Here is a 22,679-nt window from a genome sequence, read left to right as displayed (position 1 = left end):
GATCTCTCGCACAGGCATGTCCAGATCTCTCCTCACCGGCGTAGTCGCCGCACTCGCCGGTTCCCTTCTTCTGACTTCGTGCGTGGACAGCACTCAGTCGACAGCCACCGGTAAGGACGTCTCCGGCGAGAAGATCCCGGCCAAGGTGTCACCTGATACCTCCATCACCGTCGGCGCACCCGATCTCAAGGTCGCGCTGGAGCTTTCGGGCCAGATCGACAAGCTTCCCTTCACGGTCAAGTGGGCCAATATCAGTGGCGGTCCGCAGTGCTCCGAGGCATTCCGGGCGAACGCTCTCGATATCTGCTCAGCCGCGGAGATTCCGTCGATCAACGCCCACTGGACGGGACTTGACACCAAACTCGTGGCGGCGAAGTTCCGTAAGGATCCGCTCCAGTACCCGATCTACGAACTGGGAATCGCCCCGGGCGCCGGCATCAGGACACTGGCGGACCTGCGGGGGAAGAAGATCGCCTACAGCCCCGGGCAGGCACAGGGCGCGCTGGTGCTGAGGATTCTTCAGAAGGCCGGGCTCACCCAGCAGGATGTCCAGCTGATCGAGATGGCCAGTACCGGTGACGTCTATCCCACGGCTCTCGGAAATCACCAGGTGGATGCCGCACCGATCGGCGACGTCAACGTCAAGCGTTATCTGACGAAATACGGCACGGACGGCGGGACGACGATCAGGCACGGGCTGCGGGATGACCCGGCGCATCTATGGGCGCTCACCACGTCCGTCAGCGACGGGCAGAAGTCCGCCGCGATCGGCGAACTCATCACGTTCTGGGCGCGGGCCCAGATCTGGGTCGATGAACACCCGAACGAATGGGTCGAGGGCTACTACGTCAAAGATCAGGGACTGAGCCGCGAGGACGGCGAATATCTCGTCGAGAGAGCCGGCCATCCGGACTTCCCTGCGGACTGGACCAGCGCCGTCGAGCGTCAGCAGCGGACCATCGATCTGCTGGCGAAGGAGCAGAAGCACAAGGCTTTCCAGGCGGACATCCTCTTCGACCGCCGGTACGAGTCGGTGGCCGCCGACGCCATCGCCGGTGAAGGGGGGACGACATGAGCGCCACCGTTTTCGACAAGCGGACGGAACCGGTGACAGACGGAGCCGCGACGGCCACCCCTCGGCCGCGCCGCGCCGTCCGAAAGCGGCTCGGGCCGGGCCGCCCCCTGCCGTACGGCTGGGCGCTCGGCCCACTGCTGCTGCTCGTCCTCTGGGCGGTCGGCTCGGGCGCCGGCCTCATCGACGCGCGGAATCTGCCCGCGCCGTGGACCATCGCCGGTACGGCGGGCAGCCTCATCGCCGACGGGAGGCTGCAGTCCCACCTCGCGACCTCCGCCCAACGCGCCCTGCTCGGCCTGGCCTTCGGAGTCGCGGCCGGCCTGCTCCTCGCGGTCGTCTCCGGCCTCAGCCGGCTGGGCGAGGGCCTCATCGACGGTCCGGTGCAGATCAAGCGGGCGATCCCCTCTCTCGCGCTGATCCCGCTTCTGATCCTGTGGTTCGGCATCGGCGAGACGATGAAGGTCATCACGATCGCGCTCGGCGTCTTCGTACCGGTCTACATCCACACCCACAACGGGCTGCGCACCATCGACAACCGCTATGCCGAGCTGGCCGAGACCGTGCGGCTCAGCAGGCTCCAGTTCGTCCGCCACGTCGTGCTCCCCGGCGCCCTGCCGGGATTTCTGCTCGGGATGCGCTTCGCCGTGACCGCCGCCTGGCTCTCGCTGGTCGTCGTCGAGCAGGTCAACGCCACCAGCGGCATCGGCTACATGATGGAGCTCGCGCGGACGTACGGACAGACCGACATCATCATCGTCGGCCTTGTCGTGTACGGACTCCTCGGGCTCGTCTCCGATGCCCTGGTACGGCTCGTGGAGAGGAGGACGCTCTCATGGCGGCGCACTCTGGCGAACTGAGCGCGATCGGGAGCGGCGCGGAGACGGTAAGGATCGAGAAGCTGGTCCGTTCCTTCGGCACACGCCGGGTACTGGACGGTCTCGATCTCACCATCGCTCCAGGTGAGTTCGTGGCCCTGCTCGGGCGCAGCGGATCCGGCAAGAGCACACTCCTGCGGGCGCTGGCCCGACTCGACCACGAAGTGGCGGGGAGCGGCGAACTCGCCGCCCCCGACCATGTCTCCGTGGTCTTCCAGGACGCACGGTTGCTGCCCTGGAAGCGGCTGCTGGGCAATGTCGTCCTGGGCCTGAGCGGCCCGGACGCCCAGGAGCGCGGCCGGGCCGCCCTCGCCGAAGTCGGCCTCGAAGGGCGCGAGCGGGCCTGGCCTGTCGAGCTGTCCGGCGGAGAGCAGCAGCGCGTCTCGCTCGCGCGCTCCCTGGTACGCGATCCCCAACTCCTGCTCGCCGACGAGCCGTTCGGCGCGCTGGACGCACTCACCCGGATCAGGATGCACACCCTGCTGCGGCGGCTGTGCGAGCGGCATCGGCCGGCCGTGCTGCTGGTCACACACGACGTCGACGAGGCGATCGTCCTCGCCGACCGGGTGGTCGTCCTGGAGGAGGGGCGGATAGCGGCCGACCTCCCCGTGGAGCTCCCGGCACCGCGCCGCCACGGCAGCACCGAGTACGCCGCTCTGCGCCACCGCCTGCTCGCCCAGTTGGGAGTGGACCTTGCGGAGGAGGAGAGCGCGGCATGACCGCGGTGCGGTCGCGGACGACTCCGGGACGACGAGACGCCGGTCGCCGACCGGACGGCGGGCGGCTTCGCCCGCACCGACCGGATCCACGCCATCGGCCATGACGAAACGCAGACCGACTGCCGGCGGCCCGTCGGCAGGTACGCCTCACTCAAGGAGACACATGAGTCCGTCCGGATCCCGTCCCGCCCTCGTCGCCCTCGGTGCGGCAGTACTGCTGACCACGTCCGTCGCGGTACCGCAGGCCGTCGCCGCCGGCGACCGCGGCTCCACGGCGCTCGCCTGGTACGACACCACCGCCGAGACCATAGCCGCAGCCGGCGCGCCCACTCAGATCACCAACAACCGTACGTGGGCCATCAGTTGGCTCGCGGCGGCACGGGCCACCCGTCATGTGCCCGCGGGCGTCCAGCGCGGCGCCTACCAGGACGCGGCGCTCGCGGCGGCCGTCCACCGTGCACTCGTGGCGCTGGTACCGGCCCGCACGGAGCAGCTGGGCATTGCTTTCAAGGAGACCCTGGACAAGATCCCCGACGGCCCGTCGGAGGAGCGCGGCATCGCGGCGGGAGAGCGGCAGGCCGACCTCATCCTCACGTCCAGGCAGGGTGACGGCCTCGACCCCGCCTCGGTGAACGCGCCGTACACGGTGCCCGCCGCGGCCCCCGGAATCTGGCAGCCCACACCACCCGCGTACGCCCCGGCGGCGCAGTACGGCAACCGCGTCGCCAAGCCCTTCCTGCTCAAGACACAGAGCCAGTTCCGGCTCGGCCCGCCGCCCGCGCTGGACTCCAAGCGCTACGCCGCCGACCTCACCGAGGTACGTACATACGGCGCCTCGGACAGCACCGCTCGCAGCGCGCACCAGACCGAGACCGCCGACTTCTGGTACGGCTCCTCGTACACCCTCTACACGGAACCGCTGCGCGTCGCCCTCTCCCGCTCGGCGCAGGGGATCGCCGGGCAGACGAAGCTGGTCGCCCTCTTCCATGTGGTGCAGGTGGACACACAGATCGCGACCTCCGACTCGAAGTACGCGTACGAGAGGTGGCGCCCCGTCACCGCGATCCGCACCGGCACCATCGACCCCGACCCGGACTGGACACCGCTGCACACCACTCCCGCGCACCCGGACTACCCGAGCGGGCACAACACCTACTCCGGTGCCGCGGAGGCCGTGCTGTCGACGCTCCACGGACCCCGCACCGCCCCGTTCGAACTGACCAGCCCCACCGCGCCCGGGGTGACCAGGACCTACACCACCTGGAAGCAGCTCTCGCGGGAGAACACCGACGCGCGGATCTTCTCGGGTATCCACACCCGGACGGCCGACGAGCGGGGTATCACGCTCGGCGCGAACGTGGCCAGGTACGACCTGGAGAACGCCGGGCAGCTCCTCGGCCCACGCTGACGCTCCGGTCGAGTGGTCCAAGGGCACTCCGGCGAGGGGGTGCCCTTGGACGCGGTGCCTCAACGCCCCTGGAGCGCCTTGACGTTGTTGCCGAACGTCCAGCCCTTCGACCCGTCCCAGTTGATCGACCAGGTCATCAGGCCCTTCAGCCCGTTGCCGTAGGTGTTCCAGGCCTGCGACACCAGGTTCGGCGCCATGTGGCCGCCACCGGCGCCCGGCTGCGCCGGGAGTCCCGGCACCTGCTTGTCATAGGGGACCTTGATCGTGGTGCCCTGGACGACCAGGCCCCTGTTCAGGCAATCCGTCTGCGCGGTGAACCCCTGGACCGTACCGGCGGAGTAGGAGTCGCCCGAGCAGCCGTACATGCTGCCGTTGTAGTACTGCATGTTGAGCCACCAGAGCCGGCCGTTGTCGGCGTACTTCTTCACGATGGGCAGATACGCGCCCCAGATCGAGCCGTACACCACACTGCCCCCGGTGACGTAGGCCGTCTCGGGCGCCATCGTCAGGCCGAAGTTCGAGGGCATCTGGGCCAGTACGCCATCGATGATGCGGATGAGGTTGGACTGCGACGCCGACAGTGTGTTGATGTTGCCACTGCCGACGAGCCCGGTCTCGATGTCGATGTCGATGCCGTCGAAGTTGTACTTCTTCAGGATCGGCACCACCGTCGCGATGAACCGGTCGGCGACGGCGCTGGAGCTGAGGTCGATCCCGGCCGCCGCCCCGCCGATGGACATCAGGGTCGTGAGGCCGGAGGCCTTGGCCTGGCACATCTCGGCCGGGGTCGCGACCTTCACGGTGGCGTCCATCCCGTCCTCCCACAGGACGGTGCCGTCCGAGCGGATGACCGGGAACGCCGCGTTGATCACGTTGTAACCGTGGTCGCGGATACGGGAGTCCGTGATCGGAATCCATCCGAGCGGCGGGTGTACGCCGTTCGCCGCACCGTCCCAGTTCTCCCAGTACCCCTGGAGCACCTTCCCCGTGGGTTTCGACTTGACCGCGCAGGTGTCGGCGGCCGGCGCCGCGCCGGGCGCCGCCGCGGCGACCAGTGTCTGCATGACGAAGGCCATGGCGAGGCCGGCCCCCAGCACGCGCGAGATTCGGCGGATCATGCTGTGCCCCTTCCGACCATGTCCGCCCGCGACCGCATCGGGTGCGGCGAACTGGGAACGTACGTCGGGTAGTTGGGGGAACCGTAGAGTGGTCCAGACCTTCCGTCAATAGGTCTGGACCAACTACAGTCGCAGCGGTGCAGTCGACCGCCGCCCGGTCACGGAAGCCGGCCGGACTCCGTGGTGTGAGCGGGCGCGGAGACACGGATCTTGGACTGGCCGTGCGGTCGCTTCTCCCAGTCGTCCATGAAGCGCGCGGCGAGCCCGTGCTTGTGGGCCAGGGCGATCAAGGTCTCCGTACGGTAGTAGAAGTCCTCCCGCAGCACCTGGTGTTCGGTGCCCTCGGTGCGGTCGAAGGTGAAGTCGAAGAATCCGCCGGGGGCCAGGATGCGGCCCACGTGCGCGAGGCACTCGTCGATGACCTCGATCGGCGAGTGGGAGAAGACGCTGTGCGCGTGGACCACGTCGAAGTGCTCCTGGGGCAGGAAGTCCAGGGACAGGTTCTCGGTGATGGTGAGATGCGGAAGCTTGTCCTGGAGGTGATAGGTGGTGAGGGTCCGCTTGGCGGCGATGAGGATGTCGGGCGAGATGTCGATGCCGTAGTAGTTTCCGGCGTCCAGGTGGTCGATGAAGCGCCAGCCGGCGCGCAGATTGCCGCAGCCGATGTCCAGCATGCGGTGGCGGGGAGTGAGGCCGTGTTCGGCGAGATACGCGAACTGCATCTCCCCGAGCGCCAGCCAGCGTTCGTGGGTCTGACTGCCGACGGCCGCCTGGGGATTGCGGCTGGTGTCGGAGGCCATCACCGCGCGGTAGTAGTCGACGTGGTTCGGGTGCTTGTGGCTCAGCCACTTGTCCCGCAGGGAGCGTCGTATGTACGGGGCGATACGAGCGGGGTTGCGCAGGGCGTAGCCGACGCGGTGGGAGAGGGCGGAGCGGTCGGCGGTCAGGGACGCCGTGGTCTTCTTCGGCATTGCGTGTCTTTCGTGAGACGGAGGGACAGGAGCGGGGGACATGGGCAGGCGGGGGTAGGGAGTTGGCCCTGGGAGAGGATGCGCGGGCGGGAGGGACGCGCGGGGTGCGGGACGCGCGGGGTGCGGGACGCGAGGGGTGCGGGACGCGAGGGGTGCGGGACGCGAGGGGACGCGTGCCGGATACGAGGGCGGCAGGCGGGCGGGCTCGGGCTCAGGTCATCCAGGTCATCGACGGCGCCCGTTCGCGCTCGCGGTGACCACCACCCCGTTCTCGTAGGCGAAGATCGCCGCCTGGGTGCGGTCACGCAGGCCCAGTTTCACGAGCATCTTGCTGACATGCGTCTTGACGGTGGATTCGGTGACGAACAGATGGCCGGCGATCTCCCCGTTCGACAGGCCCTGCGCGATCAGTGCCAGGACCTCCGTCTCCCGTTCCGTCAGACCGGCGATGCCGGTCCTGGCCGGGGGCCGCGGGCCGGTGCCGGTTCCGGCGGCGGTGCCGTGCAGGCGGGTGAACTCCGTGATCAGCCGACGGGTGGCGGAGGGAGCGAGCAGCGAATCGCCGGCGGCCACCACCCTGATGCCTTCGGCGAGTTGGCGTGCCGAGGCGTCCTTCAGCAGGAATCCGCTCGCTCCGGCACACAGCGCCTGGTAGACGTACTCGTCCAGGTCGTAGGTGGTGAGGATCAGCACCTTGGTGTCGGGCGTCCTGGCGGTGATCTCGCAGGTGGCCTCCAGACCGTCCATCTCGGGCATCCGGACGTCCATGAGGACGACATCCGGGCGGAGTTCATCGACTTTGACGAGGGCCTCGCGGCCGTCCGCCGCGGCGCCGACGATCTCGATCCCCGGTTGCGCCGCCAGTACGACGGAGAACCCCTCACGCACGATGATCTGGTCGTCCACGACGAGAACCCGCACGGCCGGCCGCTCAGACATCCTGGTACCCGTTCTCGTCGGCGGGCGGCACGTCGGGCAGGAACGCGCTGACCTCGAAGCCGCCCCCGGGGGTCCGCTGTGCCGTCAGTCGTCCGTCGAGCATGGCGACCCTCTCGCGCATGCCGAGGAGTCCGTGTCCGGCTCCGGGCGAAGCCCCGGCCGGCTGCTCGGCGGATCCGTTGACCACGCGCACACCGAGACCGGTCACCACGTAGGAGAGCTCCACGCGGACCTCCGCGCCGGGTGCGTGCCGCATGGCGTTGCTCAGCGCCTCCTGGACGATCCGGTAGGCCGACAGCTCGACGCCGGGGGCCAGTTCACGCACTTTCCCGGTGACCGTCTTCTCCACCGGCGCCCCGGAGACGCGCACCGCGTCGATCAGCCGGCCCAGGCCGGAGAGGGTGGGCTGTGGGGGCAGGGCCCGCCCGGCGAGCCCGTTGTGCGGTGTGTCCGCGCGGATGACGCCCAGAACGCGGCGGAGTTCGGCGAGGGCGGCGACGGCGTTCCCGCGTACCGCCGCGAGCGTCTCCGCGAGTTCGGGCGGCGGGTCCTGCACCCGGTACTGCGCCGCCTCGGCCTGGATCGCGACGGCCGACATGTGATGCGCGACGACATCGTGGAGTTCCCTGGCGATGGTCGTACGCTCCTCCAGCCGGGCGCGGCGGCCCCGCTCGTCCTCGGCGGCCGACGCCTGTTCCGACGCCCGCGCGCCGGCCCGCGACCAGCCGCTCAGCAGCACGGCGACGACCAGGGCGACAGCGAAGGCGAGGCGCGAGTCCCGGAGGCCGTCGCCCGTGAGCGCCCCGAACTCGACGAAGACGGCCGCGCTGATCAGCCACATCCAAGCCGCTGCCCAGGGCCGTAGCCGCAGTGTGCACAACACCAGCACCAGCGGGGCGGTCACGAACAGGACGGACAGCCGCAGGCTGCCGAAGCCCGCCAGATCGACCGCCGCGGCCGAGCCCGAGAGCAGGGTCAGCCACCAGGCCGCCACCGGCATCAGCAGAGTGAGTGCGACGGGGATCCCCACCAGCAGGCCGGCCGCCATTCCGGTGAAGGGGGATATCCAGGACTGCGCCGACATGGCCAGTACCGCGAGGGCGCACACCGCCAGGTGCGGTGCCCAGCGGACGGCGTCGCGCAGGCCGTGCGGCAGCAGGCGCCGGGCGCGGTCGAGCGCGGGTGACTCGGAGAGCGCGGGCAGGGGCCGCCGGGCGAGCGCATGGCGGACGAGGTCGTCGCGCAGCGCGGTGAACGCCGCCGTGGCCATCTGCCCCGCGGCTGCCTGCCCCGCGGGTGCCTGTCCAGCGGGTGCCTGTCCAGCGGTTGTCTGTCCTACGGCCGCCTGCCCCACGGCGCCCGGCGCACCGCCGGTGGTGTCGCGCACTAGGTCCGCCGTCCGGGAAGAGGGATGGATCGAAAGCTCATAGGACGACAGTAGAAAGCGTGGAGGGTCGCTGACATCCCTCGTTGGTCCTGTCCCCGGAACTCGGTCTTACGGGCTACAGATGCGGTACTTGAGTACAGGCCCGAGCACAGGACGGGCTTCCCGGCGCCTTACGAGCCTCTCGTCCGGCCGTCGAAGGCCGGGACGTCGAAAGCCGCCACGTCCCGGGCCGGGGCGTCCGGGGCCGGGGCGTCCGGGGCCTGGACGGGACGCCGCTCGACGACGCCCTCGGCGGGGATGCCGCGCCAGCTCGTGCCCGGTGTGAGGTGCTCGCCCTTCATGAGCAACGACAGCGCGCCGAGCTGGACGTCCCGGCCCACGACGGAGTCGTAGAGCACGACCGCGCGGGTGCCGACACTCGCGCCGTCCTCGACCGTGACCAGCGACATCTTCATCACGCGGTCCTCGAAGAGGTGTGTCTGTAGCGATACGCGCAGACCGATCGCGGCGTCGTCCCCGATGTCGACGAGGTCGAACTCCGTGAGGAAGGTGGTGCCGATCCAGGTGCCTCGTCCGATGCGCGCCCCGAACCGGCGCAGGATCACCGGCAGATACGGCGTTCCGATCAGGAAGCCCACCCCGGCCGGTACCGCCGCCGCCTCGAAGAGGCCGGTGACGAACTCGGTGCGGCGTACGAACAGACTCCACAGCGGTTCGACCCGGGGCCGATAGACCCCGATCACCACCCGCTTGACCGCCGCGCAGTACGCGATCACCAGGAGGCTCGCGATCATCACGAGGACCGGTGCCACGAGCACGGGCACCAGCAGGCCGGGACGGCTCGTCACCCAGGACAGCGCCAGCAGGTACAGATAGGCGCTCACGGCCAGCACCGACGCGGGCATCGTGATGCGGAAGAACTCGGTGCCCAGACGCTGGAGCACGGCCTTGCGGGCCGGCCGGAACGTCAGTTCCTCGGGGAACGATCCGCTGCTCTGGCGCACCGGCAGACGGATCGCGGGCGAGCCCAGCCAGGTGGTGCCGTCGGCCACATCGCCCTGCGGCGGGACCGTACCCACTCCGATCAGGGAGCCGGGTCCGGTCCGCGTTCCGGCGAGCAGGAGCGCCGAGTTGCCGATGAACGCGCGCTCCCCCACCTCGGTGGGGCCGAACGCGACCTGGCCGGCCGCGAAGGTGGCACCGCCGACGTTGGCCAGGTCCGCGACGAAGCTGCCGTCGCGGAGGGTGAGCAGGTCCGGGTCGATGTGCGAGACGGTCGAGACCTCGGCGCCCCGGCCGATCCGCGCGCCGAGCAGTCTGAGCCAGGGCACGGTGTAGAGCGTGGCGTACAGCGAGTTGGTGAAGGTGAGGCTGATCTCCAGCAGCTTGTCGGACATCCACTTGCGTACGCCGAGCGCGGAGCGCACCGGATGGACACCGACCGGCACTCTCGGCAGGATCAGCCACTTGCCCATGGCGACCACACAGCAGACGGTGGCCACGAACACCGGGCCCGACAGCGCGGTGGCGACGAGGCCGGCCGCGATGCCCCAGGTCAGCGTCGCCCACCAGAACAGCGCGATCCCCGGCACGGTCGCCGCCAACGCGGCGGTCTCCAGCAGCACCAGCCCGACGAGCGCGGCGGCGAGATGGCGCGGCCTCCATCCGTCCGTACCCCGGCGGGCGCGCATCATGGCCTCGACTCCGGGGGCGAGCGCGTCCACCGGGAGCGGTGGCGATCCGGCCCGGCGCGCGCCGGCGGGAATCGCCTCGTCCTGGCCGATGACGGACTGTTCGCCGAGGCCGGCGCCCGCTCCCATGCGCGCACCGGGTTCGAGGACGGCGTTGGCTCCCACGAAGGCGTGGGGCCCGATCTCGATGGGGGCGACCGTCACCCAGCCGTCCGCCACCCGCCACGGACTGACGGACACGCCGTAGCCGACCGAGGTGTCACCGCCGATCCGCAGCATGGCGGGCAGTGTGATCGTGCCGGTGGCGATGGTGGTACGGGGGCCGATGCGCGCGCCCAGCAGCCGCAGATAGGCGGCCATCATGGGCGAGCCGCTCAGCACCGGCAGCGGGCCGAGGCTCAGCAGCAGATTGACCACCCAGAGCCGTATATAGACCGAGCCCCACAGCGGATAGCGGCCCGGCCGGATACCCGCCGACAGCGGGCGCACGAGAGCGACCGGTACGAGCCAGCGCACGACCAGATAGCTGAGGTACACACCGATCGTCGTCTGTGCCGACGCACCGACCGAGATCCGGCCGCCGTGCAGGCTGTACACATACGCCACCGGCAGGGTGAGCACGAGCAGCAGCAGGTAGATCACACCGGCCTGGGCCGCTCCGGCGCCCGCGATACGGCCACTGGTGTGCCGGATCGGGGTGGGGCGGGGCGGCGCGGACCGCTGTCCGGTGTTCTTCGTCGCGCTCAGCCGGGCGGCCAGACCGCGCACGGTCGGATGGGCGTAGAGGTCGCGCAGCGCGGTGTTCGCGCCGATGTCCCGGCCGCGCAGCACGGATACGACCCGGGCCGCGAGGAGTGAGTGCCCGCCGAGGTCGGTGAAGAAGTCCGCCTCGGCCGACAGCGCCTCGGGCTCGATCCCGAGGACCTCGGCCCAGGCGTCCCGTACCCGCGTCTCCAGCTCACCGTGGACCGCGACCAGCCGACCGCCGCCCACCAGCCGCCGGCCGGTCGGGGCGGGCAGCCGCTTACGGTCCACCTTGCCGCTGGACATGGAGGGGAGAGCGGGGAGGATGTCCAGGAAGGACGGCACCATGTACGCGGGGAGTCTGCGCCGCAGCGTCTCGTGCACCCGGGTGATCAGGGTGTCCTCGTCCTCCGCGCTGCCGGGCGCACGGACCACGTAGGCGCACAGTTCACCGCCTCCGCCTCCGCCACCTGCGCCACCGCCTCCGCCACCTCCGCCACCTCCGCCACCTCCCCCATCGGCGCCGCGGTCCGGTGCGGCCGTCAATGTGGTGACCGCCTCGGCCACGCCGGGATCCTCCAGCAGGACGCTGTCGATCTCGCCCAGATCCACCCGGTATCCCCGGATCTTCACCTCGTCGTCGGCCCGGCCCAGGAACTCGACCTCCCCGTCCCGGGTCATCCGGCCGAGGTCCCCGGTGCGGTAGAGCCTGCTGCCCCGGGGGGCCAGCGGATGCTCGACGAACCGGTCGGCGGTCAGCTCGGGCCGTCCGACATAGCCGTCGGCGACGCCGGGGCCGCCGATGCAGATCTCACCGACCTCGCCGTCGGCCACGGGCCTGAGCAGTTCGTCGAGCAGCACGACCGAATAGGTGGGCAGCGGCTTCCCGATCGTCACCGCCCTGCCCGGCGTCAGTTCCGCCCAGGTCGCGGTGACGGTGGCCTCGGTCGGGCCGTAGGTGTTGAGCATGCGCCGCCCCGGCCTGCTCCACCGCTCGACGAGCTGACCGGGGCAGGCCTCACCGCCGACGACGATGCTGCGGAGGTACGGCAGTTCCGCCGGGATCGTCTCCAGCAGCGTCGGCACGCAGTACAGCATCGTGATCCGCCGGCTGTGCAGGAACTCGCCCAGTTCCGCGCCGAGATGACCGGCGCCGTCCGGGCCCGCGACGAGCGTCGCGCCGACCGACCAGGTCGGCCAGATCTCCTCGATGGAGAAGTCGAAGGAGATCGTCATGCCCTGGTACACACGGTCGTCCGGCCGCACGTCGTAGAGCTTGGGCACGACATCGAGGAAGTTGCAGATGCTCGACTGCGCGACCCGCACCCCCTTGGGCCTGCCACTCGACCCGGAGGTGTACATGATGTACGCGGCGGGGTGACCGTCCTCGGGGCATGGCTCGGGCCGGTCCGGGAGCGGCCGGCTGGTGGGTGCGCCGGCGACGTCGCGACCGTACGGGTCCAACTCGACCACCCGGCACGGGAGACCGCCCACGGCGGGCGCGAGAGCGGACGTGGTCAGCACCAGATCGACGGCGGCGTCCTCCATGATGAAGGCGAGCCGGTCCGGCGGGGACGCCGGATCGACCGGCACGAACACCGCGCCGGCCTTCCCCACCGCGAGCAGGGACACGTACATCTCGACCGACCGCGGTATCAGGATCGCGATCCGGGACCCCGGGCCTGTCCCGAGACCGCGGAGGAAGTGCGCGAGCTGGTTGGCGCGCGCGTCGAGTTCGGCGTAGGTGAGTGCGTGGTGCGCGCACTCGAGTGCGGTGGCCGAGGGGGTACGGTCGCAGGCGGCCTCGAAGAGGCGGTGCAGGCGCCGGTCCGCCCCTCCCGACGGTGTTCCACGCGCGGAATCGAGCAATCTCATGACGTCTGTCCTTCATCGCGGCGCACTGCGGGACTGCGGGGGTGAGATACCGAATCCCGGGATGTCATACGACGGAAGAGCCACCGGCCCGGACCTGGGGGCGCGGTCACGCCCCGGTCCGGCGAATCGTTCGATCCAGCGATCGATCAAGCCGCTTCATCAGTGAAACGGCATCCGCTCACTTCGGCATCCCGAGCGGACGGTTCCCCGAGCGCGGTGCGCTCACGTCGGCTCCGGCCGGCCGAAGAGGAGGTCGTAGCCCGGCGGGAGCTGGAGGAGGACCCGGCGCATCAGTTCCTCGCCCGCGGCGTCGGACACCACGCTCAGGACGGCGCCGACGTCCCACTTCGCGGTCTCCTCGTTCGCGCCTTCGATCCATGCGGCGGTGGCGCGGGCGAACCGTTCCGGGGTGAGCGGCTCGGCGGCCGGGAGCGGGTCGAGGAGCACCAGGGCGCACGATTCCGGCAGCCGGGCGGCCAGCTCGGCCCTCTCGGCGCCCACCACATGGGCGCCCAGCAGGGCCAGCACGACGCGGACCGCCCGTTCGGCTTCCTGCGGAGTGGGGTACTCACCGCGCTCCTGGACCGCGGCCAGGAACGCGTCCCACCGCATCACCATGGCGGCCGCACCTCCTCCTCAGCGCTTGTCCCGACGGGACCGACGGGACCGGATGGGACCGGGACCGGCGAGGCCCACGGGCCGACAGGACCGACTGGACCGACAGGAAGCCCGCGGCTCAGACCGGGCGCGCCCGGACCGACGCCTTGAGGTCCTGGTGCCCGCCGCTGGCGACCATCCGTACCTCGTCCTGGTCGCTGATCTCCGCCAGGACGATGCCGGTCTCGTCCGCGTACAGCGCGTGCCCGCCGGGCCCCAGCCGATCCGTACGGTGCACCACCACGACATCCTCGTCGTCCGGATCGGCCGGATCACTCACGGGCGCGTCCGGGTACGCGAAGACCAGCGTGTACGTATCCGAGATTCCCATGCGGCCTCCTGGAACAGCTCACCTCTCGCGGGGAGCGGTGCCTCGTGGCATCGGGAGCCGTACTCACGATGAGCCGGACCCCACCACCCGGCGGGCCCTCCCACCGATGTAATCAAACGGACCCCACGGCCGCATCCCGGCGAGGTTCGGCGATGGCGCCCGCTGTCGCCTGTGCCGGATGCCCGATCATCGTCGGATGCCTGATCATCCTGGGCGACCCGCGTCACGGCTCATGCGCTCGGCCGACGGAGTGGCCCGCTTCGGACAGCAGCCGGAACAGCGCCCCGCCGCCCGGTGCCGCCTCCGCGGTGAGATCGGCTCCGTGGGCGCGCGCGATCTGCCGGGCCATGGCCAGGCCGAGTCCCGAACCGGGCAGCGCGCGGGCCGCCTCCGCGCGGTAGAAGCGGTCGAAGACATACGGGATGTCCCGCGGGGCGATGCCCGGTCCGTGGTCGCGGACAGTCAGCTCCACCGTGCCCCCGGAGGCGGCCAGCGCGACCTCGACCGGGGCGCCCGGCGGGCTGAACTTGGCGGCGTTGTCGAGCAGGTTGGTCAGCAGGCGGGTGAGGCGGGCCGGTACCCCGGGCCGTGTCACCGGCGCGGCGTCCGGGGCGATGTCCAGCAGGAACGTGGTCATCGGCCAGTGGGTCCGCGCTGTCCCCACCGTGTGCTCGACCAGCACCGCGAGCCGTACCTCTTCGAGCAGGGGCCGGGGCTCCTCGTCCCGGGCCAGTTCGATCAGGTCGTTCACCAGCCCCGTCACTTCGCGCAGCTGGCGGCCCAGCGCCCCCGACGCCCGGTCGCGCTGCGTGGCGGTCAGCCGGTCGCCGCGGGCCAGCAACTCCGCGTTCGTGCGCAGCGCGGTGAGTGGGGTACGGAGCTCGTGCGAGGCGTCCGCGACCAGCCGGCGCTGGGCGGTGACCGACTGCTCCAGCTCGCCGAGCATCGCGTTGAAACTGGCCGAGAGCCGGGTCACCTCGTCCTGGCGGCCCGGCGGACCCGCTGGCAGTTCGATGCGGTGGCGCGGGTCACGGGTGGCCGCGATGCGCTCCGCGGTCGAGGTCAGCCGGGCGACCGGTGCGAGAACGGTGCGCGCCACCCAGTAGCCGAGCCCCGCGGCCAGCAGGACGCCTGCCCCGCCGACCGCCGCCAGCACTCCGGCGGCCTGGCGGACCCCCTGTTCCACCGTGTCCGAGCGCAGGGCGACCTGAAGCGCCTTCTCCCTGCCGAAGGGGGTGGTCAGCATGCGTACCGGCTCACCGAAGAGCGTGGTGTTGGTGAAGTACGGCGCACGCTCGCCCGCCGCGACCTCCCGGACCGGGGTGGAGACCGGCAGCAGGAACGGCCGGGCCGGATCGTCGGCCGGTGCGGCGGGGACGATCTGCGCGCAGGCCGGAGCGGACAGGTAGCGGCACTCGCCCGCGAGCACGTCGGGGCCGCCACCGCGATGCTCCTGGGTCAGCCGGGTCGCCGACTGGGTCAGATTGAGGTCGAGCTGGTGGAACATCTCGTAGCGGATCACGAAGAACGCCGCCGTGCACACTCCCACGGAGACCAGCGCCACCGCGGCCGAGGCCGCCAGTGCCAGCCGGGTGCGCAGCGGGCGCTGCCGCCGCCGGCGTGCTCCCCGTCCGCGGGCACCGCTCACACCACGTCCAGGCGGTAACCGACGCCGTGCACGGTGTGCACCAGGCGTGGTTCGCCGCCCGCTTCCAGTTTTCGGCGCAGGTAACCCACGTACACCGCGAGCGAGTTGGAGTCGGGACCGAAGTCCTGGCCCCAGACGCGCTCAAGGAGCGTCTCGCGCGGGAGCACCTGGCCCCGGTGGCGGATCAGCAGCTCCAACAGCGCGCATTCGGTACGGCTGAATTCGAGGGGACGGCCCGCCCGGTCGCCGGTGCGGGTCACCGTGTTCAGCGACAGACCGGCGAAGGCCAGTTCGCCGTCCGCCGCCGCGGGTGCGACCCGCCTCAGCAGCGCGCGTACCCGTGCTGTCAGCTCGTCCAGTGCGAACGGCTTCACCAGATAGTCGTCGGCGCCCGCGTCCAGCCCGTCGACGCGTTCGCTCACCTGGTTCAGCGCGGTCAGGACGAGGACCGGGGTACGGTCTCCCATCGCCCGGAGCCGGCGGCAGACCGCCAGCCCGTCCAGCACCGGCATCATGACATCGAGGACGATCGCGTCGGGCTGCCACATCGCGACCGCCGAGAGGGTGGCGAGGCCGTCCGAGGCGCCCCGTACCTCATGTCCCTCGATGGTCAGCGCGTCCTCGACGGCCGCCCGCACTTCCGGCTCGTCATCGGCCACCAGAATCTTCGTCATACCGTGAAGCCTGCCAAACCGGGCTCTTAGAACCTTCTTAGGCCACGTCGTGAGTGTGGCCGCCACGCGCACACCACGCTCCGTCGTGATCGGTGCCGGCGGCACCGGCGGCCCTGTCCACCCCGGGCTCGCGCCACCCCGGGCTCGCGCCACCCCGGGCTCGCGCTCGCCGAAGCGCCGCGCCGGGGCCGTCCCGACGCGGTGAGATCCCCCGAGGTAAGAAGCCCTCTTATCCTCGCCGACTACAACATCCCCATGCGCTACGTCACTTCACCTCACCGCACCCGTGCCGCCGCGGCGGCCCTGGTCGCGTCCCTGTCCTGTCTCGCACTCGTCGCTCCTTCCCAGGCGACCACGTCACCGCGGCCGCACGCGACGGGCGTCGTCCGGGGCAACCTCGTGGACATCCCCGTCAAGGGCGGCACGGCCACCGTCGACACCGCCTCGCTGAGGGTCACCGCCGGCACCGCCCGCGGCGCAGTGGAGTTGTCGGCCCCCGCCGCGACCGCCCCGGGCGCCCCTGGTCCCGTGACCACGGGCGCGGACGGCGCCGTCCGCTGGCAGCATCCGGGCAGCGGACTGTCCGTCACCGCCCGCGCCCAGCAGGGCCGTCTGGTCATGACGGTCACGGCGGCCGGCGGGACCGACCGCTCGCTGTCCTGGCCGGTCACCGGCACCGACCCCGCCGCCACCGCCCTTCAGCTGCCACGCGGCGAGGGCCTCTCCCTCCCCGTCGCCGATCCCTTCTGGAACTCCGCCGAGGCGCAGCTCGTCGGCGGCGACGTCGCCATGGAGGAAGCCCTGTCGCTGCCGCTGTGGGGTCACACTCTGGGCGGCCGGAGCGGCGTCAGCTATCTCGTCCCCACCGACATCGGCACCACCTTGGGCACCACCTCCGAGAAGGGCCGGCTGCGGACCACCGCCACCCACCGCTTCTCCCGTGCCGAGGGCACCACTCGGTACACCGTCGCCTTCTCCCTGACCGACGGCTCCCCGGTCGCCCCCGCCAGGGACTACCGCGCGTGGCTCGCCCAGCGCGGGCAGCTCGGCAGCCTCCGGAAGAAGATCGACGCCAACCCCGCGACGGGCAGACTCCTCGGCGCCTTCCACGCCTACCTGTGGGGTGACGCCCGCACGGCCCGGGGAGTCCGGCAGCTGAGCGCGCTCGGTGTGGACCGCATGTGGCTCGGCTACGACGCCGACGACCGGCCGATGGACTCCGAGGCCGTCGCCGCGGCCGAGGAGGCCGGCTTCCTCGTCGGGCCCTACGACTCGTTCGCCAACGGCCAGGACCCCGGGACCTCGGACGCCCCCACCTCCGTCTGGCCCGACCGCGTGTATCCCGACTTCTGTGTCCGGGACGACACCGGGCGCCCCGTCCCCGGCTTCCACGAGCGCGGCTGCTACCTCAGCTCGGAGGCGTTCGAGAAGGCCGAGCCGAGCCGTGGGTACCTCGCGGATCGCACCCGCGCGATGACGGCCAACGGGGCCGACAGCTATTTCCTGGACGTCGACGCGGCCGGCGACTTCTTCCGCGACTTCAGCGCCGACCACCCCATGACCGAGGAGCGCGACCGCGCCAACCGGCTCGCCCGCATGAAACGGCTGACCGGCTCGGACGGCCTGGTCCTCGGCTCGGAGTCCGCGGGCGGCTGGGCGAACCAGGTCCTCGCCTTCGGCCACGGCTCCGGCACTCCGGTGGCGGACGGGTACTGGGGCGTCCAGCAGGACAAGGAGACATGGGGCGGCTACGCCCCCGCCAACGCGCCGGCCCTCTTCTTCAAGCCCGCCAAGCTCCCCGGGAACGTGGCCAAGGCCATGTACGACCCGGCCTACCGCGTCCCGCTGTACGAGACCGCCCTCCACGACTCGCTGGTCACCACCGAACGCTGGGAGCTGCCCTACGACAAGCTGCCTGCGCAGAAGACCACCCGCGCCCTGCTCGCCATGCTGTACAACACACCGCTCAACTTCGTCCTCGACGGGACGTCGATCACCGAACGGGGCGAGGAACTCGCCACGCTCCAGGCGTACTTCGCGCCCCTGCACCGCGCGGCCGGCACGGAGCCCATGTCCGGCTTCCGGACCCTGACCGGTGACCGTACCGTCCAGCGCACCGAGTTCGGTGACGGCGTCCTCACCGTCACCGCCAACTTCGGTCCCACGGCATACGACGGCCTGCCCGGCGGCTGTGTCGACGCCACGCTCAAGGGAGACACGAAGCCGCGCCGCCTCTGTCCCGGCGCGCGGGAATGACCTTTCAGGACGAGTTCCTGGCCGTCGTCACCGGCCTCGTCGGGGAACGCAACGCACAGCACCACGGCGCCCTGCTGCTCGCGGGCACCCACGGCATCGCGGACATGGAGCTCAGCGGCCACCTCGGCACAGCCGCGTTGCGCACCACCGCGGACGAGCTCGTCGACACCCTCGTCCGCATGGTCGCGAACGCCGGCGAACCGACGGGGCAGCGCCCACGCCCCGACGATGACCCCGGCCGTCGGTGAGGCTCTGACCACGAAGGGGAACCACCGAACGGCGGAGCCGTCCGCCGAACCACGCCCGCGAGGTATCGGCCCCGGCCACCGGCCGACGGGACCCGACGCGTGTACGCCTGTCTCCTGAGGGCACACGGAGAGAGCGCGGCTCCGGCGAGTCGGCCACGATGGTCACATCGCGGGTGTGAGCGAACCCGGCACCGAGTCGGCGGGGACCTGCCCCGGGAAGGGGCGGTTACAACCGACGACACCCGCACATACACTTGCGACCGCCGGAATCCCCGTTGACCTGGGACAACGCGTCCCGTGGCCGGTCGGGCCAGTGAGGAGCGCTCTCCGTGTTCTATTACGTGCTGAAATATGTACTGCTGGGGCCCCTGCTGCGGCTGCTCTTCCGGCCCCGGATCGAGGGCCTCGAACACATACCCGCCGACGGTGCCGCGATCATCGCGGGCAACCACCTGTCGTTCTCGGATCACTTCCTGATGCCGGCCATCCTCAAGCGGCGCATCACCTTCCTCGCCAAGGCCGAGTACTTCACCGGCCCCGGGCTGAAAGGGCGGCTGACGGCCTTCTTCTTCCGCGGCGCCGGGCAGATCCCGGTGGACCGGTCGGGGAAGGAGGCCGGGCAGGCGGCGATCCGGGAAGGGCTCGGGGTGCTGGCGAAGGACGAGTTGCTGGGGATCTATCCGGAGGGCACCCGCTCGCACGACGGCCGGCTCTACAAGGGCAAGGTCGGGGTCGCCGTGATGGCGATCAGGGCGCAGGTGCCGGTGGTGCCGTGTGCCATGGTCGGCACCTTCGAGATCCAGCCGCCCGGCCAGGTCGTCCCGCGGATCAGGCGGGTGACGATCCGGTTCGGTGAGCCGATGGAGTTCGCGCGCTACGCGGGTCTGGAGAACGAGAAGGCGGCCGTCCGCGCGGTCACCGACGAGATCATGTACGCGATCCTCGGGCTCTCCGGACAGGAGTACGTGGACCGTTACGCGGCGGACGTGAAGGCGGAACAGGCGAAGGCGGAGCCGGCCGGGAAGTTCCCGCGGCTGCGTCGCTGAGAGCAGATTCGCGACCGGCGAACTCCCCTGGGCGCGCGGGCTCGGTACCTCTAGCGTCCCCCGTATGACCAGGGGACACGCAGTGGTGATCGGTGCGACGGGACAGACGGGGCGGGTCGCCGTGCGGGCGCTCGTCGAGGACGGCTGGGAGGTGCGCGCGGCCTCGCTCGGCGGCGGCCGGGACGCGCACTGGCCGGAGGACGTACGGGCGGTACGGCTGGACCGCGAGGACGACGCGGCGCTGGCCGCCGTGGTCGGCGACGGCTGCGATGTGGTCGTGGACATGGTCGCGTTCGGGCGGGCACACGCCCACCAGCTGACCGGGCTCGCCGGCCGGATCGGCTCGGCGGTCGTCCTCTCCAGCGGCGCGGTGTACGAGGACGACCGGGGCCGGGGCTTCGACACCCAGGGGGAACCCGACGGCGGCCCGCGCTATCCGGTGCCCATACCCGAGACACAGCGGACGGTGGCTCCCGGCGAGGCGACGTACGGCACGCGAAAGGTGCTGCTGGAGCGCGTGCTGCTGGCGGCCGGCGACGCGCTGCCCGTGACGCTGCTGCGGGCGGGCGCGATCCATGGTCCGTACTGCCGCACCCCGCGTGAGCTGTACTTCGTCAAGCGGCTGCTCGACGGCCGCCGGCGGCGCGTCCTGGCGTACGGCGGCCGGAGCCGGTTCCATCCCGTCCATGTCACCAATCTCGCCGAGCTGATCAGGCTTGCGGCGGCGCGCCCCGGCTCTCGCGTGCTCAACGCCGGTGATCCGCAGGCCCCGGCCGTCGCGGAGATCGGCGCGGCGATCGACAGGGTGCTGGACCGCGAGACCGAGACGGTGCTCGCCGACGGGGCGCCGGAGGACGGTGTCGGCGACACCCCGTGGAGCCTGGAGCATCCCGTGGTCTACGACATGGCCGCCGCCGAGCGGGAGTTGGGGTACCGGCCGGTCACGGGCTATGCCGAGTCCCTGCCCGGGACCGTCGCCTGGCTCACCGACCGGCTGCGCGGCCGGGACTGGGCGGAGGCGTTCCCGAAGATGGCCCTGCACTACGGACGGGACAGCCTCTTCGACTACGCGACGGAGGACGCCTGGCTGGCGCGGTACGACCGGGAAGCCGCGTCCAGGGCGGGTGGTCGTAGTCAGTAGCCAGGTCCTGGCCGACCCGGGAGACGCCCCGGAGACGGACCGGGGGCGCCGGGGACGGCCGCGGAAAAGGCGGACGGCCGCGGAGATGGCGGACGGGGGCGGAAATGGCGGACGGGGGCGGAAATGGCGGACGGGGGCGACCGGTGAGCCGGCCGCCCCCGTCCCCGGGTCCTTACGGCTTGGGCGTGGCGTGCGGAGCGCACGTCACATCGGCGCTGTCCAGCGCCCCCGTCAGCAGATAGGACTTCACCCGGTCGTTGATGCACGGGTTCAGCAGATTCGTGATGCCGTGCGAACCGGCGTCGCGCTCGGTGATCAGACGCGATCCCTTGAAGCGCTTGTGCAGCTCGACGGCGCCCTCGTACGGCGTGGCGGCGTCCCGCGTGGACTGCGTGATCAGCACGGGCGGCAGTCCCTTGCCGGTCTTGACCTCCACCGGGGTCTGCTGCTTGGCGCTCCAGGTGGCGCACGGCAGGTTCATCCAGGCGTTGGACCAGGTGAGGAACGGGTGGTCGCGGTGGAGCCGGGTGTTGTCCCGGTCCCACTGCTTCCAGCTCGTCGGCCACTTGGCGTCGGCGCACTCGACGGCGGTGTAGACCGCGTTGCCGTTCTCGGACTTGGCGTTGCCCGCGGTGTCCGACATGTCGGGGGCGGCAGCGTCGATCAGCGCCTGGGTGTCACCGGCGAGGTACTTGCTCCAGACCGAGGCGACGGGCACCCAGCTGGAGTCGTAGTACGGAGCGCCCTGGAAGAGGCTGAGCAGCTCGGCCGGTCCCACGACACCGCCGATGGGGTTCTTCTTGGCGGCGGCGCGGAGCGTGTCCCACTGCTTCTCGACCTGGGCGGCGGTGGTCCCGATGTGGAAGGACGCGTCGTTCTTGGCGACCCACTCCATCCAGTCCTGGAAGCGGGCTTCGAAGGCGACGTCCTGGTCCAGGTTGGCCTGGTACCAGATCTTCTCCTTCGACGGGTTGACCACGCTGTCGACGACCATACGGCGCACATGCGACGGGAAGAGCGTGCCGTAGACCGCGCCGAGGTACGTGCCGTAGGAGACGCCGACGTAGTTCAGCTTCTTGTCGCCGAGCGCGGCCCGGATGACATCCAGGTCACGAGCGGTGTTGGGCGTCGTCATCTGCGGCAGCATCCAGCCGCTGCGCTCCTGGCAGCCGTCCGCGTACTCGGCGGCCAGCTTGCGCTGGGCGCGCTTGTCGGCCTCGCTGTCGGGGACCGGGTCGAGCTTCGGCGCCTTGACGAACTCCTGCGGGTCGACGCAGGAGATGGGCGTGGAGTGGCCCACCCCGCGCGGGTCGAACCCGACGAAGTCGTAGGCCTTGGCGGTGTCGGCCCAGATCGCGTTCTTGGTGACGACACGGCGCGGGAAGGCCATGCCGGAGCCGCCGGGACCGCCCGGGTTGTAGACCAGGGAGCCCTGGCGCTCCTGCTTGGTCCCGGTGTTGCCGATCCGGTCGACGGCGATCTTGATCTGCCGTCCGTTGGGCTTCGTGTAGTCGAGCGGGACGCTCACCCAGCCACACTGGATGGGCTTCTCCAGTGCCCAGTCGGCCGGGCAGTCCTGCCAGTCGATGCCCTTGTTCGCGGCGCGCTCGGCGGCGACGGTGGCGCCGTACGCCGCCGGGTCACCGTGGTGGCGGCCGTCGGCGGTCGCCGCCGGCGCGGCTATCGCGCCCGCTATGAGCGTTCCCGTGAGCAGCGTGCCGGCCGAGCCGAGCACTGCGGTGCGTCTCAAGTGGAACCTCCCCCTCCGTGATGCGCTGCCTGCCTGCGACAACGCGTTCGATTGGACTCCCCGGGATCCTTTCGTCTGTGTGGTCGCCGAGAACAGGCCACCCGGCCATTTCTTTACCGAACCAAT

Annotated in this window: 18 protein-coding genes; 8 read left to right on the top strand and 10 right to left on the bottom strand. The window is 71.0% G+C overall.

The window, feature by feature from the left end:
• Positions 1-82: 82 nt before the first annotated feature.
• From ACIOGX_RS33440 to ACIOGX_RS33425, 4 genes are all read left to right on the top strand, one after another.
• Entirely contained in the window at positions 83-1,075 is a 993-nt protein-coding gene (locus ACIOGX_RS33440; RefSeq protein WP_401762291.1) for an ABC transporter substrate-binding protein, read from the top strand.
• The gene (locus tag ACIOGX_RS33435) at positions 1,072-1,932 is read left to right on the top strand and encodes an ABC transporter permease (RefSeq protein ID WP_401918406.1); all 861 of its coding nucleotides are present in this window, start codon (positions 1,072-1,074) and stop codon (positions 1,930-1,932) included. Before ACIOGX_RS33440 ends, ACIOGX_RS33435 begins: the two co-directional genes overlap by 4 nt.
• Entirely contained in the window at positions 1,908-2,669 is a 762-nt protein-coding gene (locus ACIOGX_RS33430) for an ABC transporter ATP-binding protein (protein WP_383971886.1), read from the top strand. Before ACIOGX_RS33435 ends, ACIOGX_RS33430 begins: the two co-directional genes overlap by 25 nt.
• A 163-nt stretch (positions 2,670-2,832) precedes the next feature.
• A complete protein-coding gene (locus tag ACIOGX_RS33425; protein WP_401918404.1) occupies positions 2,833-4,077 on the top strand; it encodes a vanadium-dependent haloperoxidase in 1,245 nt (414 codons plus the stop codon).
• Between the two features lie 59 nt (positions 4,078-4,136).
• Here the strand turns inward: ACIOGX_RS33425 and ACIOGX_RS33420 are convergent, their stop codons facing one another.
• The 9 genes from ACIOGX_RS33420 to ACIOGX_RS33380 form a co-directional block, all read right to left on the bottom strand.
• Complete coding sequence (locus ACIOGX_RS33420) at positions 4,137-5,195, bottom strand: chitinase (RefSeq protein ID WP_401918402.1); 1,059 nt, start codon at positions 5,193-5,195, stop codon at positions 4,137-4,139.
• Positions 5,196-5,353: 158 nt separating this feature from the next.
• Positions 5,354-6,166: a class I SAM-dependent methyltransferase gene (locus tag ACIOGX_RS33415; RefSeq protein ID WP_356517002.1), complete on the bottom strand. Its 813-nt coding sequence runs from the start codon at positions 6,164-6,166 to the stop codon at positions 5,354-5,356.
• A gap of 225 nt (positions 6,167-6,391) precedes the next feature.
• Positions 6,392-7,105, bottom strand: coding sequence for a response regulator (locus ACIOGX_RS33410; protein ID WP_401918400.1), 714 nt, complete (start codon positions 7,103-7,105; stop codon positions 6,392-6,394).
• The gene (locus ACIOGX_RS33405) at positions 7,098-8,375 is read right to left on the bottom strand and encodes a sensor histidine kinase (protein ID WP_401918398.1); all 1,278 of its coding nucleotides are present in this window, start codon (positions 8,373-8,375) and stop codon (positions 7,098-7,100) included. Before ACIOGX_RS33405 ends, ACIOGX_RS33410 begins: the two co-directional genes overlap by 8 nt.
• A gap of 287 nt (positions 8,376-8,662) precedes the next feature.
• Positions 8,663-12,802 carry a Pls/PosA family non-ribosomal peptide synthetase gene (locus tag ACIOGX_RS33400; RefSeq protein ID WP_401918396.1) on the bottom strand — a complete coding sequence of 1,380 codons (4,140 nt, stop codon included), beginning with the start codon at positions 12,800-12,802 and terminating at the stop codon, positions 8,663-8,665.
• A gap of 222 nt (positions 12,803-13,024) precedes the next feature.
• Positions 13,025-13,420, bottom strand: a complete 396-nt coding sequence (locus ACIOGX_RS33395) for a DUF2267 domain-containing protein (protein ID WP_356516994.1) — start codon at positions 13,418-13,420, stop codon at positions 13,025-13,027.
• Positions 13,421-13,538: 118 nt separating this feature from the next.
• On the bottom strand, positions 13,539-13,790 hold the full coding sequence (locus tag ACIOGX_RS33390; protein ID WP_356516992.1) for a DUF6296 family protein: 252 nt from the start codon (positions 13,788-13,790) through the stop codon (positions 13,539-13,541).
• Between the two features lie 223 nt (positions 13,791-14,013).
• Positions 14,014-15,438, bottom strand: a complete 1,425-nt coding sequence (locus ACIOGX_RS33385; protein ID WP_401918394.1) for a sensor histidine kinase — start codon at positions 15,436-15,438, stop codon at positions 14,014-14,016.
• Entirely contained in the window at positions 15,435-16,112 is a 678-nt protein-coding gene (locus tag ACIOGX_RS33380; RefSeq protein WP_401918392.1) for a response regulator transcription factor, read from the bottom strand. The genes ACIOGX_RS33385 and ACIOGX_RS33380 overlap by 4 nt, the downstream gene beginning before the upstream one ends.
• 255 nt (positions 16,113-16,367) lie before the next feature.
• Here ACIOGX_RS33380 and ACIOGX_RS33375 point away from each other — a divergent pair, with 255 nt between their 5' ends.
• The 4 genes from ACIOGX_RS33375 to ACIOGX_RS33360 all read left to right on the top strand — a co-directional run bounded on the left by ACIOGX_RS33375 (position 16,368) and on the right by ACIOGX_RS33360 (position 20,803).
• On the top strand, positions 16,368-18,368 hold the full coding sequence (locus tag ACIOGX_RS33375) for a glycoside hydrolase (RefSeq protein WP_401918390.1): 2,001 nt from the start codon (positions 16,368-16,370) through the stop codon (positions 18,366-18,368).
• Positions 18,365-18,616, top strand: coding sequence for a hypothetical protein (locus ACIOGX_RS33370; RefSeq protein ID WP_401918388.1), 252 nt, complete (start codon positions 18,365-18,367; stop codon positions 18,614-18,616). Before ACIOGX_RS33375 ends, ACIOGX_RS33370 begins: the two co-directional genes overlap by 4 nt.
• Positions 18,617-18,945: 329 nt before the next feature.
• Entirely contained in the window at positions 18,946-19,662 is a 717-nt protein-coding gene (locus ACIOGX_RS33365) for a lysophospholipid acyltransferase family protein (protein WP_356516982.1), read from the top strand.
• A gap of 85 nt (positions 19,663-19,747) precedes the next feature.
• Positions 19,748-20,803: an NAD-dependent epimerase/dehydratase family protein gene (locus tag ACIOGX_RS33360; RefSeq protein WP_401918618.1), complete on the top strand. Its 1,056-nt coding sequence runs from the start codon at positions 19,748-19,750 to the stop codon at positions 20,801-20,803.
• A 172-nt stretch (positions 20,804-20,975) separates the two neighbouring features.
• On the opposite strand, the gene ACIOGX_RS33355 is transcribed toward ACIOGX_RS33360, so the two are convergent.
• Positions 20,976-22,553, bottom strand: coding sequence for an alpha/beta hydrolase (locus tag ACIOGX_RS33355; RefSeq protein WP_401918386.1), 1,578 nt, complete (start codon positions 22,551-22,553; stop codon positions 20,976-20,978).
• Positions 22,554-22,679: the final 126 nt, after the last annotated feature.

The organism is Streptomyces sp. NPDC088147 (genome assembly GCF_044741565.1).
GTDB lineage: Bacteria > Actinomycetota > Actinomycetes > Streptomycetales > Streptomycetaceae > Streptomyces.
Note: the sequence above shows the minus strand (reverse complement) of the source record. Positions and strands in the feature narration are given on the sequence as shown.